The organism is Mycobacterium sp. SMC-17, assembly GCF_045310915.1.
Classification (GTDB): Bacteria; Actinomycetota; Actinomycetes; order Mycobacteriales; family Mycobacteriaceae; genus Mycobacterium.
Genome location: NZ_JBJIAK010000063.1, coordinates 1 through 18820, shown reverse-complemented (window position 1 = coordinate 18820; position 18820 = coordinate 1). Strand labels below are relative to the sequence as shown.

The 18820-nt window shown below is 58.3% G+C and carries 14 protein-coding genes and 2 pseudogenes; 11 read left to right on the top strand and 5 right to left on the bottom strand.

The features are described from left to right. Position 1: 1 nt before the first annotated feature. Together ACJH7A_RS27025 and ACJH7A_RS27020 are read right to left on the bottom strand one after the other, a co-directional pair. Positions 2-865 (bottom strand): ABC transporter permease, encoded by an 864-nt coding sequence (locus tag ACJH7A_RS27025; RefSeq protein WP_293021495.1) that lies wholly within the window; start codon positions 863-865, stop codon positions 2-4. Beyond that, positions 862-1509, bottom strand: a complete 648-nt coding sequence (locus ACJH7A_RS27020) for a TetR/AcrR family transcriptional regulator (protein ID WP_346414674.1) — start codon at positions 1507-1509, stop codon at positions 862-864. The genes ACJH7A_RS27025 and ACJH7A_RS27020 overlap by 4 nt, the downstream gene beginning before the upstream one ends. A 211-nt stretch (positions 1510-1720) precedes the next feature. On the opposite strand from ACJH7A_RS27020, the gene ACJH7A_RS27015 reads away from it, so the two are divergent. Beyond that, the gene (locus tag ACJH7A_RS27015; RefSeq protein WP_293021499.1) at positions 1721-2926 is read left to right on the top strand and encodes a hypothetical protein; all 1206 of its coding nucleotides are present in this window, start codon (positions 1721-1723) and stop codon (positions 2924-2926) included. Between the two features lie 7 nt (positions 2927-2933). On the opposite strand, the gene ACJH7A_RS27010 is transcribed toward ACJH7A_RS27015, so the two are convergent. Beyond that, on the bottom strand, positions 2934-3764 hold the full coding sequence (locus ACJH7A_RS27010) for an SDR family NAD(P)-dependent oxidoreductase (protein ID WP_293021501.1): 831 nt from the start codon (positions 3762-3764) through the stop codon (positions 2934-2936). Between the two features lie 416 nt (positions 3765-4180). Then, positions 4181-5212, bottom strand: coding sequence for a TIGR03617 family F420-dependent LLM class oxidoreductase (locus tag ACJH7A_RS27005; protein WP_293021503.1), 1032 nt, complete (start codon positions 5210-5212; stop codon positions 4181-4183). A gap of 370 nt (positions 5213-5582) precedes the next feature. Here ACJH7A_RS27005 and ACJH7A_RS27000 point away from each other — a divergent pair. Together ACJH7A_RS27000 and ACJH7A_RS26995 are read left to right on the top strand one after the other, a co-directional pair. After that, positions 5583-6410: pseudogene (locus ACJH7A_RS27000) on the top strand (transposase); the annotation flags it as partial. A 481-nt stretch (positions 6411-6891) separates the two neighbouring features. Then, positions 6892-7359, top strand: coding sequence for a PaaI family thioesterase (locus ACJH7A_RS26995; protein ID WP_293021524.1), 468 nt, complete (start codon positions 6892-6894; stop codon positions 7357-7359). Between the two features lie 551 nt (positions 7360-7910). Here the strand turns inward: ACJH7A_RS26995 and ACJH7A_RS26990 are convergent. Next, entirely contained in the window at positions 7911-8540 is a 630-nt protein-coding gene (locus ACJH7A_RS26990) for a TetR/AcrR family transcriptional regulator (RefSeq protein WP_293021507.1), read from the bottom strand. Positions 8541-8672: 132 nt separating this feature from the next. Between ACJH7A_RS26990 and ACJH7A_RS26985 the strand changes: the two genes are divergently transcribed. The 8 genes and pseudogenes from ACJH7A_RS26985 to ACJH7A_RS26950 all read left to right on the top strand — a co-directional run. Then, on the top strand, positions 8673-9524 hold the full coding sequence (locus ACJH7A_RS26985; protein ID WP_226519107.1) for an SDR family oxidoreductase: 852 nt from the start codon (positions 8673-8675) through the stop codon (positions 9522-9524). Positions 9525-9541: 17 nt separating this feature from the next. Beyond that, entirely contained in the window at positions 9542-10465 is a 924-nt protein-coding gene (locus ACJH7A_RS26980) for a ferritin-like domain-containing protein (protein ID WP_226519106.1), read from the top strand. Then, positions 10462-11928, top strand: coding sequence for an NAD(P)/FAD-dependent oxidoreductase (locus tag ACJH7A_RS26975; RefSeq protein ID WP_226519105.1), 1467 nt, complete (start codon positions 10462-10464; stop codon positions 11926-11928). Before ACJH7A_RS26980 ends, ACJH7A_RS26975 begins: the two co-directional genes overlap by 4 nt. 78 nt (positions 11929-12006) lie before the next feature. Further along, positions 12007-13512 (top strand): NAD(P)/FAD-dependent oxidoreductase, encoded by a 1506-nt coding sequence (locus ACJH7A_RS26970; protein WP_226519104.1) that lies wholly within the window; start codon positions 12007-12009, stop codon positions 13510-13512. A gap of 5 nt (positions 13513-13517) precedes the next feature. Then, positions 13518-14474 (top strand): alpha/beta hydrolase, encoded by a 957-nt coding sequence (locus ACJH7A_RS26965; protein WP_406802999.1) that lies wholly within the window; start codon positions 13518-13520, stop codon positions 14472-14474. Between the two features lie 687 nt (positions 14475-15161). After that, positions 15162-16616, top strand: coding sequence for a cytochrome P450 (locus tag ACJH7A_RS26960; RefSeq protein ID WP_226519102.1), 1455 nt, complete (start codon positions 15162-15164; stop codon positions 16614-16616). Beyond that, positions 16613-17266, top strand: a complete 654-nt coding sequence (locus tag ACJH7A_RS26955; protein WP_226519101.1) for a transglutaminase family protein — start codon at positions 16613-16615, stop codon at positions 17264-17266. The genes ACJH7A_RS26960 and ACJH7A_RS26955 overlap by 4 nt, the downstream gene beginning before the upstream one ends. 14 nt (positions 17267-17280) lie before the next feature. Beyond that, positions 17281-18753: pseudogene (locus tag ACJH7A_RS26950) on the top strand (fatty acid--CoA ligase); the annotation flags it as partial. Between the last annotated feature and the right edge of the window lie 67 nt (positions 18754-18820).

Sequence of the window (18820 nt, the reverse complement as noted above, 5' to 3'; positions counted from 1 at the left end):
ATCAGATCGACGTCTTCGGGAAGATGACGACGTACAGCTGGCTCATGACGACGTTGACGATCATCATCAGCAACACCGACTCCACCACGGCGGCGTTGACGGAGTTGGCCACACCCGCCGGACCACCGCGCGTATCCAGGCCCTTATGGCAACTGATCACCGCCACGATGACACCGAAGACGACCGCTTTGACCATGGCCAGCGCCAGGTCGCCAACCGTCGAGAACGACGAGAACGTCGCGATGAACGAGCCCGGGGTGCCGTTCTGCAGGTAGACGTTGAACATGTAGCTCGCCAGGTAGCCGACGAAGCTGGTGACACCGGTCAGCAACACACCGATGAGGACCAGAGCGACCAGCCTCGGCACGACGAGGCGCTGGATCGGGGACACCCCCATGACCTCCATCGCGGAGATCTCCTCGCGCATGGTGCGCGACCCGAGGTCGGCGCAGACGGCCGAGCCGACCGCCGTCGCGAGCAGCAGCGACGCGACCAGCGGGGCGCCCTGCCGGATGACCACCAGACCGGTCGCCGCACCCGACAGCGACGAGGCGCCCACCTGGCCGGCGAGCAAGGCAAACTGGATCGACAACGTCACACTGATCGGGATGGTCACCAGAACCGTTGGGGTGAAGGCGGTTCCGGCCATGAAAGCGGCCTGATCCAGGAACTCGCGCACCTGGAACCGGCCCTTGATGATGTCGAAGAACAGGTACTCCAGAGTCCGCAGCCCGAGCACGATCTGGCCGCCGGCGGTGCTCAGCGACGCGATCGGATGGTTCTGCAGGTACCGCCGGACCCAGTCGATGGCTTCGCCGATGGCAGCGCGGTTGGCCGCTCCGCCGGCCTGTGCGTCGTCCGTCATCGCGTCTGCTCACTCGAGTCGGACGCCTGCCATTCGGCGGCGATGCCACGGCACACCAGGTCGGTGGTTGCCCGCGTCTGCGCGACCAGTCTGTCGCGGTCGGGCTTCTGCCCATGACGCAGCGCGATCCCGAACGGAATCGCCACGATCGATTCCGCGGTGCCGTGGACATCGATGTCAGAACGGATGTAACCGCGAGCGATGCCGTCGCGGAGCATGGCCGACAACGACCGCACACCGCCGTCGAACATGTGGTGGAACTGCTCGGTCATCTGCTGGTCGACGCCCGCGGCCTCCATGACGATCAACTGCAACAGCCGCGGTTCTTCGGCAAGCACATCGGTATAAGCCATCCCGACCGCCATCACGTACTCGCGAAACTCCGTGATGGTGGCGAGGCTGCCGGGCAACACCTCCCCGATCGCTGACAGCAAACGGCCGTTGACGCGGCGCACGGCCTGGTCGATGATGTCGCGCTTATTGGCGAAATAGCGGTAGAACATCGAATGACCAGCGCCCAGCCGTTTGGCGATATGGCTGATCGAAGTCTGGTGATACCCGCGCACAGCAAACTCAGCCAACGCGGCGTCAATGACTTCCTCCCGCACCAACTCAGCCCGTTTCGCACGCTGGCGTTCCGCCATGGTCGCGCGCACCTCGCCTGTCACGCGGATCACAGTAGCGCATCAATTCCGGATTTGAGCACACTCTCCGAGAAACGGAATCAATTGTTTCAAACGTAAGTTTTGCGCTGTTTCGGTTTGATGGAATACACATCGAACTGCTGGCGCAGCACAGTAGGGCGGCCCGTCCGGCAATGGAGCGATTTCTACATCTTCATGAAGTCCCACAGGTATGGCCACCGCCGTGCTAACGGGTTGCGGAGCACCACCGGATCAGTCCAAGGACATCGACCCCTCCCACCCGCTGGGCGGCAAGGACGGCGGCCGCGACGGCGAGTGCACCCGCGACGGCAACAAATGGACCTGGGCGGTGTATTTCCCTCGGGGACAACAGGATTTCAACACCATCAAGGGCAAGCTGGAAGACGACATCGACGTTGCCCGCAAGCACAATCCGGTCGGAATCGCCTTCGTCACTAACCAAGAACTGCGGCTTGCCGAACGTCGAGACCTGGGTGAGCTCGGTGGCGACATCGCCATCGAGCGGTACCACTTGGAACGGCTGGCCACCATCTTGGACCGGCCGAAAATGGCATCCGTACGTCAGCAGTACCTCAAGATCGCTCCAGGTCGATCGCCCATGATCGTCAACGCGGCGGTCGCCGGCACCGCCGTCACGTTCTTCGGCGAGGATGCGGTGGTCGACCTGCTCGTGGACGTGCACGAGAACCAGGTCCGAGAACGTTCCGAAACGGCTAAGCAATCGAAGTCACGAACCCCGTCCATACTCGACAGGTTCAACCCAGCCGGGCTCTATCAAAGCCTCGGGATCGCCGAACCTGAACCGCCAAAAGTGTTGAGCGAAATCGAAATCGACGAGAGCGTCCAGGCGTACCGGGAAACGATCGAGGCCGACTGGAAGTGGTCGCGGGGCCATTTGGCTGGTGCGGCGTGCTCGGGTCTGAAGTTCACCATCGAAAACGTCGAAACCTCGTTCCTCAACAACGTCGAGATCGTGCTGACATTCACCGGAGCACGCGGTGTCGACTGGCGGGCTGCCGACGCCTTCGAACTCGACAAGATGCAGGACCGCCACTGGATGGCCCCGACGTGGGGCGGCGTCGCACCGCCGTATATCCCGAGGCGCCTCAAGAACTATCCGGTTACTTACGACCACAACGACGATGGTGACCTTGAAGTGACGATCACCCTGGATACGTTGCGGCCCAGGAAAACATGGACGAGCAGTGCCGACGACATCGTCCTCATTGCTCGTACCGACGATCTCGACGATGTGACAGCCACCTATACGGTCACCGCTGACGGCTACAACGAACTGTTCGAAGGTGGTCCGATCACCATTCCTGTAGAACGGGTTTCAGCTTTCAATACCCTCGGGGACCTGTTGGGTGTGGACGATGACGGCGACGACGAATAGGCGCTCGCTATATGGCGGTCGATAGGGCATCACCCATCGACGCGGCGCTCGCCATCGCCATCGACCGAACCGCATCATTACGGCTTACTTGCCCCAACATCGTGACAGCAGTACGCATTTGGTCCCCGACAAACACCGTCGGACCGTCGGTGAGATTCGCAAAGGCCTCGGCGACCACACTGTCGACGGTGTCGGCCCCGTTGGGGATCGCAGTGAGTGAAGCAAGCTGGCCGCGTTCGAATTCGAGTTGGCGAAGCGCCGGCGTATCCGTCTTGCCCAGAATCAGGCCAATGACATCAATTCCCTTGGGATTCAACTCACTCCACAACGCTTCAGCCAGAATCATGTCGAATGCCTTGCTCGGACCATATGCCACCATATTCGGACCACCCACCAGGCCGGCACCGGAGCCGAAGATGACAATGCCGCCCGTACCTCGTTCGACCATACGCGGCGCGAACTGATGACACAGCTGCATCAAGGTCACGCAATTACGTTGCACCAATGACTCTGACACTTCGATCGGTGTCTCCAGAAACGGTCTGAAGGTGGGATCGGCGCCAGCGCAGTACGCGAGGAAACCGATCTGCAGATCATGGGTCGCATCCGCGATTGCACGGGAGGCTTCGGGCGCAGAGAGGTCGACGACCAGCGTGCGCGTCTGCACCCCAGTCCGATCCGCGATGCCGCGAGCCACTTCATCCAACGCCGACTGCCGCCGGGCCACCAACACCACATTGAGCCCACGCTCAGCCAACGCCTCAGCGAAAGCCGCTCCGACACCGTCAGAGGCACCGGCTACAAGTGCCCACGGACCGTACTTCGATTCAAAGGTCATGACTCGCCAATTCTCTTGTACCGCTGGCATTGAAGGTCCGCACAATCGGGCAGACGCGAGTTACATGTGTACGACGGAACGACCGGCCACCGACCCTCCACCACATGTCACCATCGTGGCTACCAGTGCGATTGGCGCCAAATCGGCTTCCTCTTACAGATAACAATGCGAACTTGGCGAGCAGCGGGAGCACATGGCCCTCGCTGTCAGACAATCGATAGCTCTGAGCGCTAGGCGGCTGGCCATGGCACTGTTCCGGTGCGCCCTTAACCCGATGTTCAAAAGCTACAGGATTTCTTGACTCAAGCGGCAGCGCGTGTAGTCGTAATGACCTATGCGGCCGATCTCGAGAATGCATAGAGGCATCGCATTGCGGAAACGAAGTCCCCGGGCGCGATCGTGAGTTTGTTTTGATGTCAGTCAAACTGGGGCAAGGCCGCCGACAACCGCCGCGCGATCTCGCCGTACCGTTCGAAGCGGTCTGACCCGCCGAGGGCGTTGTAGAGCACGATGCGGGTGGCGACGCCGTCATATTTGGCAACGAGCTTGTCCGCCAGCTCATCCCAGGTGGATTCAGTGGCGAACGCGGCGATGTGGTCGTCGGTGATCTGCGCCATCATGCCTGCCATGTCGCCGGCTTTCTGCTTCTCCCGCAGGCGCGCGGTGGTGCCCTCGAAACCGGCCTCGTCCCAGATGAAGGCGTAGTTCGGGGTGCTGCCGTAGAAGCTCATGCTGGCCCGCACGAATTCACGCTCGTTGTGGCGTTCTTCGTCGGTGTCGCCGACAATCGTCATCGCCGGGATGATCGTGTCGATGTCAGCGGGGGAGCGACCCGCCTTCTCGGCACCGGCGGCGACATTGGGCAGTACGTGGCGGGCGATGTAGCCCGGCTCGCCGAGTGGGTGGATGTGCACGCCGTCGGCCACCTCGCCGGCCATGCGCAGCATCCACGGATTCACCGCCGCGATATCGACTTTGGGATCGGGGGCGTCGATGGGGCCGGGGCTCCATTGTGGGGTGATGAAGTCCAGGTCGTAGAAGTCGCCGTGATGGTCGAGCTTGCCGGTCCGGAACGCGGTGAAGCACGCTTTCACGGCGCGTACGTAGTCGCGCAGCCGTGGTCCAGGCTGTTCGAAGGGCATGCCGTAGCGACGCACCACGTGCGTGCGTACCTGGGTGCCGATCCCGAGGCGGAATTTGCCTCCTGTGGCTTCCTGCAGTTCCCACGCTGATGCCGCGGTGATGAAGGGACTTCGCGGGAAAGCTACTGCGACACCGGTGGACAGTTCGAGCCCGGGCGCAGCCTGGGATGCAACCGCTGCGCTCAGATAGGCGGTCCGGCCGGTCTCGGTCAGCAGGAGGCCGGAGAAACCGGCGGCCTGCGTGCGCTGGGCAAGTGCGCCCATCTGAGTCAAAGGCTGCGGAACGGTCATCACGTCGACGTGCACACTGGGAGCCTACGCGTTGGATGTTCGCGGCGGTGGGAAGTGCCGAGCGCCAATCTCCTTGTCGCGCAGTTCTGCCCGCACCCCCGGCATTTCGACCCGCAAGTGATGGCACCTCACCATAGGACCGATCACATCTCATTTATGACAGTTCCGGTGGTCTTGATGGTGACACTTCTGTCCCGAGGGTCGCCTCGAACGGGTCTCGTTCACGGCGTCGTTGGCGCGCATCGTCCACGAGTCGGGCGTGTGGCGCGTACTTGAGTCGAAGAAGTAGCCCGCTCGGCATGGCGGGCGGTCCGTGGGCGCATCAGATGGACTGTGTAAATCCTCTTAACGGAAGGATCGCAGGACGTGACGACATAAAAGGGCAATGGATGCGGCGCTGATTGCCGCCAGCCCTGCAGTCGAGATGGCCGACGCGCTTCGTGCTTCGGGGCAGTGCATGAACTGCCGGCGCTGATCGATGGCGGTGACCGGTGATGGCGGGCTGCTGCCGAGGTTGATCAAGCTCGTCCTTCAACGTGGGCTGGCGCCGAACTCCCTGCTCACCTTGGGGACGAGAACGGCGAGCTGATCAAGGGGCTGTAACGGCGGCCACTCAAGACGGTGCTCACCACGCCAGCCCGGTACTCTTGGACGTGCCGCGAGACCGCAGCGGTTCGTTGCCCCCGATGCTGGTACCCATCGGCCAGCGTGGTTAAGGCAGGCTCGATGGCATGGCCATCTCTCTATATGCGGTGCGGAATCAATTTGCGGGACATCCGATTTCGGATTTGGCTCGGCGATCGGGACGCAGGCATCGCGAGAGACGATCCCCAGTATCGTCGAAGAGGTCTCCGATGGGGTCCTGGCATGGCAGCGCCGACCGCCGGAATCGTCGTATCCGGTGATCTAGCTCGACGCGATGATCGTGAAGGTCAAAGACGGCGGCCGCACGCCACCAACGCCGCGCCACATCGCTGTGGCCGTCGATATGACCGGGATCAAGCGCGTTCGGGTGATCTGGGTTCAGCCGAACGAAGGCGCTTCGTTTTTCTAGGTGTCGGTATCCGCCGCTTTGGCCAACCGCAGGGTCAAGGATGTGTTGACCGTGCGCTGCGGCGGGCTCATTGGGTTCCCGGACGCGATCGCGACCATGCGGTCACACACCGCGGTGCAGACGTGCGCGGCGAATCTGAGCCGTAACTCGATGCGGTTTTGTGTCGGTGCCCCGGTTGAAAAGCGATTGCATTCCCTATGCTACTCAATGTAGCGTAGGGAAACTAACTGTACGGATTGTGCTGCTCGGACTATGAACATTGACTGTCAGGTAGCCAGCGTTCCGGCACTCTCGTGAGTACTGGTGGATGTCGCTGCTGGCTACGCTGAATACAGCATGTTGCTTCCGGCTTAGTGAGGATTCGCAGGTCTCGAGGCGGGCGTTCGCGTTCGCCAGACACGTCGATGAGTCTCTGCTGGAAGTAACGAGGAGTTTTCGTGCCCGGTTGCGCGACAAGGGAATCCGATTCGGCGCCATCGGTGTGGTGCCCTTACCCGTCTTCGGGATAGCGAGCAGGGCAGTCGGCCCGCGTTCGAGCGCCAGCGATCGTGGTACTTGCCACCAGTGACGAGAAGAGGTCTTTGTGAGCATTTCGAATCCACCGGACGTGCAGCGGTTACCGTCGCACACTCCGACGTGTATGGGCTGTGGACCAGACAATCCGCATGGACTGCACCTTTCGGTCTTCCGCCGAGGGGAGGAGGTGTACGCGGACGTCACATTCGATGAACGGCACGTGGGCGCGCCAGGTCTCGCCCACGGCGGGGCCATCGCCGCCGCGTGCGATGACTTGTTTGGCTTCACGTTGTGGATCGCCGGAACGCCGGCTGTCACACGCAGGCTGACCGTCGAGTACTTGCAGCCGGTTCCGCTGCATGATGCCCATAGGCTCGCCGCGCGTATTACTGAACGCAATGGCCGTGCCATCCACGTCACCGGCGCCGGAATTGGTGCTGACGGCGTCATGCGCTTCACTGCTGAAGCGATCTTCGTAGCAGTGGAAGTAGGGCACTTCGCTGCGCATGGGGACATCAAGGGATTCGGTGAACTATTCGCGGAACTCGTTCGCCGTGCAGACAACGGGGCTCATCAACAGGAAGTGCAGTGAACCTGTTTGCGGCAGGCCGCGTTCGTGCCTTCCGCACCCGATCGCAGACAGCCGTAATCGGTATGAGTTGAAACCATCGATGCGATCGCCTCGTCGTTCTTCTGGCAGCTGCGGCGCTCTAGAGTCCCGATTCGCCGACTATGGGTGGAGACCGAATAACCCGACGCTCATCAAGGCGAAGACAAGAGCTTTCGTCCCGGTTGACCAATTGGTGAGCGGGGTCGGTTCCCGGCTGCGGTGGCGCAGGGCATCGGCGCCAGCCGCAGTCGGATTCTCGTCCACCGGGCACCTTCGGTGCTTCGCCCATCGATTGGTGAGGTCCCAATTGTCAACCTTGGCGACCTGTAGGAATACGCATAGTGTTGTCGGTGGATTGCCGCTGGAGTTCGGTGGGGCACCTCGTGGTCGATCGTATTCGACATCATTCGTGTGATCGCAAAAGCGGACGGTTCCCCAGGCCATGTGTCTGGTGACCCCGTCGCGCACATCGCCTTCGTTGAATTACCTAGTTCGACGGAGCAGAACGAGTCGACCAGCTACATCACCGTGCATCAATCAGCCAGGTAACGCTGCGCGAGAATCTCGGCTAGTCGGCTCGTATGCACAATCACCTCGTCCTTCGACACATCGAGCAGCCCAGAATGCCACGCGGTGATGACTTCGACGAAACCTCCTACGGCAACCAAGGTATCCATGCGGAGCGCTGCCTCGTCTACGTCATTAAGCAAATGGGGTCGGCTTGCCTCCACGACGAGTTGCGTTGCGTCTTGCAGTGCGAGTGCGCGGCGATCCTGAAGTGGAGAACTGCCGACGTGGTGGGCGAGAAGGATGCTGGCTTGGCCTGGATCGGAAGCGATCCGGTCAACCACGATGGCGATCGCCGCGGTAATAGTCTCCATCGCCGGCCGATCGATTCGCTCGTTGAACAGCGTTGAGAGCTCGCCTAGCACCTCACTCCGGACACCGTCCCACGCTGCCACGAGCAAATCGTCGCGGGTCTTGAACTCTTCGTAGAAGTATCGGTCATTGAGCCCGGCGGTTGCGCACACGCCGCGCATGGTTACCGCAGCCCAGCCGTTCTCGGTCCATATTTCAGTCGCCGCCTCGATGAACCTCTGGCGCCGCTCTGCTCGCCGTTCCGCGCCTGTGCGCCCACCCCAGCGCTTGTTTTGAGACCGCACACCACCATCTTGACAAACGGGACAAGCGACCGACAAACTGGTGTCATCCGCCACCAATGGTGGCAGCCGCCACCAAAAGTGAGTTGCGTCGCAATCTCTCTGCGGCCGCTAAATCAAATAGGGAAAGGTCACATGAGATTGTCGTTTCTTGGCCGAACGCCAGGCCGGAGTTATGGAGCCGACGCTGTCGTGACGGGGGCGGGCAGTGGCATCGGGCGCGCCTTTGCTGTAGAGCTCGCGCGTCGCGGTGGCCGGGTGATATGTGCTGACAGAAATCTGAGCACAGCGCGCGCGTCGGCCGAACTGGTGCGCCAGGCAGGCGGCGAAGGCCTCGACATCGAATGCGATGTGACCGAACTTGACCAGGTACAGCAGCTGGCAAAGACAGGTGAGAGTTGGTTCGGAAAGCCCGCCAGCTTGGTGATCAATAACGCCGGAATCGGCGCGGGTGGCAACGTTATCGGTGCAACATCGATAAACGACTGGAATGCCGCGATCTCAGTGAACCTTTGGGGTGTGATCTACGGTTGCGAGACTTTTGTCCCTCGGATGCGCGAGCATCGCCGATGCGGTGTAATCAACGTTGCGTCCGCGGCAAGTTTTGGCGCCGCGCCGCGTATGGGCGCCTACAACGTGAGTAAAGCGGGCGTTTTGGCTCTATCAGAGACATTAGCAGCCGAACTTTCTGGTACCGATGTCAATGTCACCGTGCTTTGTCCGACATTTGTGAAAACCAACATCGTAGATAATCCTCAGATCCAAGAGTCTGCTGCCAGACTCGCGGGCACGCTGATGAAGTGGACCGGCGTATCGCCGGAGTCTGTCGCACGCAAAACACTCGACGCACATGACCGGGGGCAAATCTACGTCGTGCCTCAGATCGATGCAAAAGTGCTGTGGCAGATTAAAAGAACACTACCGAGCACTTTCACACGTGCATTGGGATTGATGGATCAAGTGGCTTCCTGGAAACAGATCGTCTAGAGAAAGCGGGTAAGGAAATGTCTTTCGCATATAGCGATATGCTCGAAACCATAAAAAGTAAGCAATGGGCGCTGGCGGATATCGATTGGGATGCTCCGGGTGCTGAGCTCATCACGGATGAGCAGCGCCCCAAGCTCAAGCAGTTCATGGCTGACGTAGTGTGGATTGAACATGTCGGAGCGCGGGCATTCGCGGCGATGGCACCAAAAGCTCCGTTCGAGGCTCTGGGTGACATTTACCGGTACTTTCACGCTGAAGAGCAGCGCCACGCCAACGTTGAGCTAGCACTCATGCGGCGGTGGGGGATGCTGGAAAAGGACGAAAAGCCCGTTCCGAACAAAAATATCCGGCTGGTGATTGAATGGCTAGATCGATATGCTGAAGCTCTACCATTAACGGTGATTGGTGCCGCGATTCCCGCTCTGGAAACCGCCCTCGACGGAGCTTTGCTCAAATTTCTATTGGACGAGGTCGCGGACCCGCTTTGTGCCGAGGTTTTCAATAAAGTGAACAGCGACGAGTCGAGGCATCTAGCCGTAGGTTTTCAGGTCCTCAATGATCTGGGTGCCAGCCCGATGCGAGTCCACGCAATCCAAACAGCTGGCGCGCTGATTGATCCAAGAATCCTGGCTGGCGGGTTACTCTATGTACCTCTCCTAACGCGAATGCTGATGAATCTCAATGCCATGGGCTTGTCGGAAGAAAAACTATACAACGCCGTAACACGTTACGCGAATGTCGGTGATCGCAGTGAACACACTCGGAGGGTTCCCGGATATCACATTCTGAAGGCTCACATGTCGTCTTCGATTAAACGCTCCCAACCCCTGCATTTCATATCACAGCGCCTGGGCGACGCAATCGATGTTTTCCCCGTTCGAGTTCTAGGTCGACCACCTTCATGGACTGACGAGCTGACTTATGAGCCGGTAGCGAAATGACAGAAGTAAAGACCACTCTAATAATTGGCGCCGGATTCGCTGGTATCGGCACGGCTGTTCGGCTGATTCAGGAGGGCATGGACGAATTCGTTATATTGGAGCGTTCCGATAGTATCGGAGGAACCTGGCGGGATAACAGCTACCCCGGAGCGGCTTGCGACATTCCTTCATTGCTCTATTCTTACTCCTTTGAACAGAACCCTTCCTGGTCGCAAGCGTACTCGGGTAGCGCCGAGATACTGCAATATATTGAACGAATCGTAGCAAAGTATGATCTTACTCGATTCATCAAATTTAGTTCTGAAGTGAGTTCGATTGAATTCGATGAAGAAAGCGCTACCTGGGTTGCTGACACACGGGATGGCCGGCGATACGTGGGTCGGTCGATCGTCATTGCGAGTGGGCCACTTGCGAATGTGAGTCTCCCGGACATCAGGGGTATTGATTCATACGAAGGCAAAAAGATGCACAGCGCTCGCTGGGATCACGCCTATGACTTTTCAGGCAAACGTGTTGCCGTGGTCGGAACAGGTGCGAGTGCAGTCCAGATTGTGCCAGAATTGGTAAAATGCGCTAAATCAGTCAAGGTCTTTCAGCGAACGCCCGGTTGGGTTCTACCAAGGCCGAATTTCACGCACCCGGGCTGGTTGCGATCCATGTTCCGTCGTTCGTCTTCACTCGAACAAGCTGGGCGACAGATATGGTTTTGGGCGCACGAGGTCATGGCTGTCGGCATGGTGTGGGATACGGCTGCAACGACAGTCATCGAAATAGCGGCGAAATCTAATCTGCGTCGGCAGGTGAAGGACAGCTGGCTTCGACGGCAGTTGACCCCTAACTTCAGGCCGGGGTGCAAACGGATGCTGATGACCAGCGAGTACTACCCAGCCCTGCAAGCTAGTAATTGCAAGCTCATTAGTTGGCCAATTGCTACTCTGGCTCCTAACGGTATTCGGACAGCCGATGGTGTCGAGCATGAGGTCGACTGTATAGTTTTTGCAACCGGATTTGATGTCTGTAAGCAAGGCACACCCTTCCCGGTGCGAGGTCTAAACGGGCGAAAGCTAGACGATGAATGGTCTCGGGGAACGTATGCCTATAAAAGTGTGAACGTCGCCGGCTATCCGAACCTATTCTTCACTTTTGGACCGAATTCCGGTCCTGGCCATAATTCAGCTCTTATCTATATGGAAGCGGCCATCGACTACATCGTCAAGGCGATCAAAGTGCTCCAAGCTCAAGGTGTGCGCACTCTAGATGTTCGAAATGACCGGCAAAGTGCCTACCACGCGGACATCCAACGTCGTCTTAAGCGGACGACTTGGAATTCAGGATGCACAAGTTGGTACCTAACCGAGGACGGCTACAACGGTACGATGTATCCGGGTTTTGCCACCCAATTCAGAAGAGAACTCTCTCAATTCGACATGCATGACTATATCGTCACTGGCAATGACGGATAGAAGCCGATCATTCGGCGCTTCTCAAAAAGCGTCGGATGACAATGCCCATAGATCAGTCTTAGGAAGCGATGAATTTATATGCAGGTCTTCGATAGTGAGATAATAATCGTGGGAGCGGGCTTCTCGGGTATCGGCACCGCGATCAGCCTGCAAAAGGCGGGATTTTCCGACTTCTTAATCGTAGATGAAGCCGGCGGTGTAGGTGGCACTTGGCATTGGAACACTTATCCCGGTATCGCGGTGGATATTCCGTCGTATAGCTATCAATTTTCCTACGAAAAACGGGCTGATTGGTCGCGAACATATGCACACGGAAATGAGCTCAAAGACTATGCGGTCGAGTGTGTAGAGAAGTATGGGCTTGCCGAAAAAATTCGCTTCAATACGACCATTATTGAAGCTTGTTATGATGAGTCTGTAAATCTATGGCAATTGCTGACTGCGGCTGGGGAGAAGCTAGCCGCACGTTTCGTCATCAACTGTTCAGGTGTTTTGAGTCGCCCGAAATGGCCGGAGATACCGGGCGTTGCAAGCTTTGCTGGTGTCACCCTGCACACCGCTCGATGGGATCATTCTAAGGACGTCGCGGGCAAGAGAGTGGCAGTCATCGGCACGGGAGCTTCAGCGGTACAGCTGATTCCTGAAGTCGCCAAAACTGCGGCAAGTTTGACGGTGTTTCAACGTACGCCCATCTATTGTTTGCCTAAGCCGGATTTTCGGGTACCTAGGTGGGCTCGCGCTGCATTACGCCATTTTCCGGGCGTGCAGTTTGCCACGCGCATAGGTAGTCAAGCATTTGTCGAGCTGACGTTTCCAATCGCGGCTCACTTTCACACTATTCTTCCCATGTCGACCGCGATGGAGGACCTCGCGAAGCGCTATATGCGCAATCAAGTAGATGACCCATGCACGAGGGAAAGTCTTATTCCAAAATATGCTCTCGGATGTAAGAGGCCTAGCTTCCACAATTCATATCTAACGACTTACAATAGACGCAATGTTTCGCTCGAAACGGATGGAATCTCATACATAGATGGCCAATCAATTCACACGATCAACGGTGAAACCTATCCGATTGATGTTCTAATACTCGCGACGGGTTTCAAGGTGATGGAGCCGGGCAACATGCCGACATATACGCTTAAAGGCCTCGGTGGACTCGAACAGGCGGCTTGGTGGGGCGAGCACCGCCTCCAGGCTTTTGAGGGCGTGAGCGTCCCGGGATTTCCGAATCATTTCAACATCTTTGGTCCATATGGTTACAACGGTTCTTCTTATTTCGCCTTAATCGAAGCGCAGAGTCGGCACATTGTCCGATGCCTTAGGCATGCCCGCGCGTCGGGATCGAATTATATAGAGGTCACTGATGAGGCCAATGATCGGTATTTTGCTGATGTGCTCCGGCGACGCCACCGACAAGTTTTCTGGCAACCCACCTGTTCGGCGGCAAATAGTTACTATTTCGACCAACATGGAGATGTGCCGCTCCGCCCGTCGACGACACTCGAGACATCTCTGCGTAGCCGAACCTTTCCATTGTCTAGTTACCGATTTGACAGGCGAGGGTCGGTGGCCTCGTCGTGACGGATATGAAGGCGCCGGACTGGCGGCCCAGCATCGCGAGCTACTTGCTCGCTCTCTCGTCTCAGATTACGATTCGCCCGCTGGCCAGAGTTCTCCCTCCGAATGCCTATGGGATTGCTGTCTTGGATCGAGTGCTGCGTATGGCACTTGCCACCTCGTGGCCACGCCGTGGGGTGACAGTCGAACAGGTGGATGCCCAGTTTGCTGGAAGTCGGATTTGCGGGGAATGGGTCACATCGTCCGCTGTTGATCCTCACGCACCGCCTGTGCTCTATATTCACGGCGGCGCCTATTCGATGTGTTCTCCAGGTACGCATCGCGGACTTCTCGGTGAGCTGGCCTCAGCTAGCGGTCGGCCGATCTTCGCCGTCAAGTACCGACTAGCGCCGCGCTACCCGTACCCGGCCGCAGCTGACGACGCATTGAATGCGTACCGCTGGCTTGCGCATCGGTCGAGTTCATCTGGAGGGCGAGATTCTGTGGCTTTGGCTGGAGATTCCGCAGGAGGGCAGCTCTCGATGGCGACTGCGCTAAGCGCGCGAGACGAGATGCTGCCAGTCCCGGATTCGTTGCTCCTGATGTCCCCGGTGCTGGACCTCAGCTGCAAACTAGCGCGAGCACGCGAAGTCCGGCGCTCAGACCCTTTCGCGTCTGCACGGTCGGCGGCACGGGCGCTCCAGTTGTACGTAGCTGGGGCAGATCCCAGCGATCCTCGAGTTAGCGTGCTTACTGCCGACCTTTGCGGCATGCCACCGACCTTGATTCAAGTCGGTGGTCGAGAAATGCTGATCGATGATTCGCGGACGCTCGGAAAGTATCTTCGAGCCGACGGCTCATCGGTCGAAATCCAGGTGTATCGAGGACAAATTCACGTTTTCCAGGCCATGTTCAGAGTTTTGCCCGAGGCGCGCGAAGCGATTGAATGTGCAGGTAGATTCCTCAAAGAAGCTGCGTCGAAATGAAAAGCGCCGAACTAGTGATTTGATGTAAATTTCAGTAACCTTTTGGTCTCTGTCGAAATATGGTGAAGGTTTCTTTCTAAACGGCATGGATGCGATCCGGTGCAGATTGTGGTGGGTGTCGGCGTTGCTGGTGTAGCTATGCCTCGTTCCTCGGAAAGTGTCGGTTGCGAGAGTTTGCCACCGTGGATTAGCCGGGCATGTCTGTAACTTTTGTCGGAATAACGCCTAATCTCGTGGCGGTCAGCGATATGGCATCAGTGCTACTACGCGATGCCAAATACATCGGTAGATCGCGGTCCCATTGTTGCGGAAAACTGACGCACGACGATGAGTCTCGCTATGCAAAGGTTTGAGGCAACTATTGCCGTGGTCAGCTTGGGCACTCTGTGCCCAGTCGGCGCCGCGCACCGAGCGGTGAAATTTCGGCGCACGCAGGCCGGTATCGACGTTCATGTAACGGATCCTGACTCGGAAACCAGGCGAGCGTGGGCACTTCTTGCTGGAGCGTCAGCTGGTTGGTCTGAAGTCCAGCCTGGCGGTGTCAGTCGAACGGCATGTGACGAGGCCGAGATTCAGCCGCCGCTGACGACAAAATATCATATCTGTCTAGATATTGACATTTACATCCAATATGTAAAAACTGGTGGCGAGTGCGGTCAAGGTACGCCGTGACTGGGAGGAGCTGTTGTGAACCCGCTTGTTGAGCCTGTGATTGAAGCCAGAAGGAGTCTGTCGTCCGTCCTGCTTGCGCCAGCGCCGAGTGTCGTTGACGAGAGTTGGCGTCGATGGAGCCGAGGCTGGCCGGTCTGTGAACTCGCTGTTGTGCCACCCGGAAGTGGCTTGAAACCGGTGCTCGGCGATCCAGGCCTGCCTCTTGTCGGTCATACGCTCGACTACATCCGATTCGGATCGGATTTCAGCCGAGAGCGCTACGACCGTCTGGGTTCTGTGTCGTGGATGGGCGCGTTCGGCACCAAGTTGGTCGTCATCGCCGGTCCGGAGGCCACCCGGCAGGCCTTCACGAGCGAAGCCAAGGCATTTTCTCAGGATGGCTGGTCCTTTTTGATCGACTCCTTCTTTCATCGCGGTTTGATGCTCATGAGCTTTGATGAGCACTTGATGCACCGGCGCATCATGCAGGAGGCGTTTACGCGTCCGCGCCTGACCGGATATGTCGAGCAAATGACCCCACGCGTTCGCTCAGCAGTACCCGCGTGGCCGACGGGCTCGTCGGCTCGAATCTATCCACTGCTGAAGGAACTCACCCTCGATGTAGCCACCGACGTTTTCATGGGTGGCCGCGGCAAGGAGGAGAGTGATGCTGTCAACAAGGCGTTCGTCGCTGCGGTGCGTGCAGCGAGCTCCCTTGTGCGTGTTCCGCTTCCGGGAACTAGATTCCGCGCCGGCGTGCGAGGCCGGCGCGTCTTGGAGGATTACTTTTTCAGGCATCTGCCGGCCGCGCGAGCCGGTGAAACGGACGATCTGTTCGCTGCTCTTTGTCAAGCCACCACCGAAGACGGGGAGCGGTTCTCCGACGAGGATGTGGTGAGTCACATGATCTTCTTGATGATGGCGGCTCACGACACATCGACGATCACCACTACTGCGGTCGCCTATTTCCTCGCCAAGAATCCGGTGTGGCAGGAGGCAGCGGCGGCGGAAGCCGAGTCCGTCGGTGACGGGTTACCAGACATCGAGGCCCTAGAGAAGATGGCGGTTATCGATCTCGTGATCAAGGAAGCGCTCAGATTGGTTGCGCCTGTTCCGTTGGTGATGCGCAAGACGGTTCGCGATGTAGCCATCGACGGATATCACATCCCAGTGGGCACCGTTTGTGCCATTACAGCTGCGGTGAATCACTTCGATCGAACGATCTGGAGTGATCCTGAGCGGTTCGATCCTTCACGTTTTGACGAGCCTCGGCGCGAAGATCAACACCACCGGTTCGCTTGGGTACCTTTCGGGGGAGGAGCGCATAAGTGTATCGGCATGCAATTCGGAACTCTTGAGGTCAAAGCGATCCTGCACCGGATGCTGCGGTCGTTCATCTGGACGGTTCCGGAGAACTATCAGATCCGGTGGGACAACACCTCGCTTCCTGTTCCGGTCGACGGACTTCCGTTGGAGATGCGACGCCGATGACTGACGATTACAGGCGTTATCTCGAAACCACGGAATTTCTAGATTGGCAACATGATGCGGTACGTGACTTCGTGTCGTCGGCGATCCGGGGCGCCTCTGACGACATTACGAAAGCGATATGCATCTTTACCGCGGTCCGTGACTCCATTTGGTATGACCCCTACACAGTCACCGATAACCGGGACGCGTATCGCGCCAGTACTGTCGCGACATCAGGACGCGCCTACTGCGTCCCGAAGGCCGTGCTGTTGACGGCAGCGTGCCGAGCGGCTGGAATTCCGGCGCGGCTGGGGTTCGCCGACGTTCGAAACCACCTCCAAACCAAGACATTGCGTGAGCGGATGGGTGGTACAGACGTCTTTGTCTATCACGGTTACAGTCTCATGTTTCTCAACGGTGCCTGGGTAAAGGCCACTCCGGCGTTCAATCGTGAGTTGTGCGCGCGTTTCGGTGTCTCGCCGATCGATTTCGATGGTCGTAGCGATGCACTGCTACATGGGTTTACGGGTGACGGCACCCAGCACATGGAGTATCTGTGCGATCGAGGAGCATACGACGATCTACCCCTAGCGGACATCCTGCAAGCACTGAAATCGCATTACGGCAGTTTCATCGACCAGCCGAACAGCAGTCCCGACCTCTTCGCCTGAAAGGGCACTACACGATGCAAAGCACTATGCAAGATGTTCCCCTCACGGTCTCGGCAATCGTTCAGCATGCGGCAGCCATACACGGTGATAGCGAGGTCATCACTCAAACCGGAGCTGGTTATCGTAGGACTTCCTATCGCGAGATGCTGCCGCGAGTAGCTCAACTCGCCAACGCACTGCGCAGCCTTGGCGTCACTGCAGATCAACGCGTGGCCACCTTCCAATGGAGCAACCAGGAACATTTGGAGGCCTACTGTGCGGTTCCCTCCATGGGTGCGGTCCTGCATACCTTGAACCTTCGTTTGGCCCCAGATCAACTCGCGTACATCGCCAATCATGCGAACGACCAGATTGTGATAGTCGACGCGTCGGTCGCGCCGTTGCTGGCTGCCGTGCTCCCTGCGATGACGTCGGTGCACACCGTCATCGTCACAGGACAGGGCGACCTTGCCCCGTTGCAGGGAAGCGGAAAAACAGTTCTGTGTTACGAGGAAGTGCTTGCCGGCCAGGAAGAGTCATTTGAGTGGCCGGTTCTCGACGAGTTGTCTGCCGCGGCCATGTGTTACACCAGCGGCACCACGGGAGATCCCAAAGGCGTCGTCTATAGTCATCGTTCCACCTACCTGCACTCCCTGACCGCGTGCACAGCTAATGCGTTGTCGATCAGCGAGGCCGACCGTCTGTTGGCCATCGTTCCAATGTTTCACGCCAATGCGTGGGGGCTTGTCTATGCAGCGTTGATGTCCGGTGCGGATCTGGTGCTGCCTGACCGGTATCTCCAAGCCGAACCATTGGTATCGCTCATCGAAAACACCGGGCCGACCGTCGCTGGTGCGGTTCCGACGATCTGGAATGATGTCGACCGATATCTGGATTCGCATCCTGGGCGGGATATTTCTTCGCTACGTTTGGTCGCTTGCGGCGGATCGGCTGTTCCGATTTCGCTGATTCGTGGGTTTGAAGAAAAGTACAACGTGCCCATCGTGCAGGCATGGGGTATGACCGAAACGTCTCCGCTGGCTACCGTTGCACGTCCGAGTCGCGACGCTGACGAGACGAGACGATGGGAGATGCGGGCCAGTCAAGGTCGGCCGATCTGCGGTGTCGAAATCCGTCTGCGGGACGACGACGGTAAAGACGTGCCGTGGGACGGACAATCCGTTGGGGAGATTCAGGCGCGTGGGCCTTGGATAACCGGCTCATATTTCGGTGATTTCGACTCGGACAAATTTGACGAAGGATGGTTGCGTACCGGTGACGTCGGCCGCATCGATCCGGACGGATGCCTGACCCTGACGGACCGCTCAAAGGACGTGATCAAATCTGGCGGGGAATGGATCTCGTCGGTAGAACTGGAAAACGCGCTTATCGGTCATCCCTCAATCTACGAAGCAGCGGTCATCGGAGTTCCTGACGAAAAATGGCAGGAGAGGCCCTTGGCTCTTGTGGTAGTTCACCCAGGCTCTGAGGTGAACATTGATAGCGTCCCGGGGAGTGGTGGACTTCGGATCTGGCGTGGTTCACGCGTTGTGATCAACGAGTCATGGTGAACGC

What these genes read in the sequence shown, in the direction of transcription:
- ACJH7A_RS27025 (WP_293021495.1), bottom strand. Translation starts at nt 865, where the DNA reads ATGACGGACGACGCACAGGCCGGCGGAGCGGCCAACCGCGCTGCCATC.
- ACJH7A_RS27020 (WP_346414674.1), bottom strand. Translation starts at nt 1,509, where the DNA reads ATGGCGGAACGCCAGCGTGCGAAACGGGCTGAGTTGGTGCGGGAGGAA.
- ACJH7A_RS27015 (WP_293021499.1), top strand. Translation starts at nt 1,721, where the DNA reads ATGGCCACCGCCGTGCTAACGGGTTGCGGAGCACCACCGGATCAGTCC.
- ACJH7A_RS27010 (WP_293021501.1), bottom strand. Translation starts at nt 3,764, where the DNA reads ATGACCTTTGAATCGAAGTACGGTCCGTGGGCACTTGTAGCCGGTGCC.
- ACJH7A_RS26995 (WP_293021524.1), top strand. Translation starts at nt 6,892, where the DNA reads ATGGGCTGTGGACCAGACAATCCGCATGGACTGCACCTTTCGGTCTTC.
- ACJH7A_RS26985 (WP_226519107.1), top strand. Translation starts at nt 8,673, where the DNA reads ATGAGATTGTCGTTTCTTGGCCGAACGCCAGGCCGGAGTTATGGAGCC.
- ACJH7A_RS26980 (WP_226519106.1), top strand. Translation starts at nt 9,542, where the DNA reads ATGTCTTTCGCATATAGCGATATGCTCGAAACCATAAAAAGTAAGCAA.
- ACJH7A_RS26975 (WP_226519105.1), top strand. Translation starts at nt 10,462, where the DNA reads ATGACAGAAGTAAAGACCACTCTAATAATTGGCGCCGGATTCGCTGGT.
- ACJH7A_RS26970 (WP_226519104.1), top strand. Translation starts at nt 12,007, where the DNA reads ATGCAGGTCTTCGATAGTGAGATAATAATCGTGGGAGCGGGCTTCTCG.
- ACJH7A_RS26965 (WP_406802999.1), top strand. Translation starts at nt 13,518, where the DNA reads ATGAAGGCGCCGGACTGGCGGCCCAGCATCGCGAGCTACTTGCTCGCT.
- ACJH7A_RS26955 (WP_226519101.1), top strand. Translation starts at nt 16,613, where the DNA reads ATGACTGACGATTACAGGCGTTATCTCGAAACCACGGAATTTCTAGAT.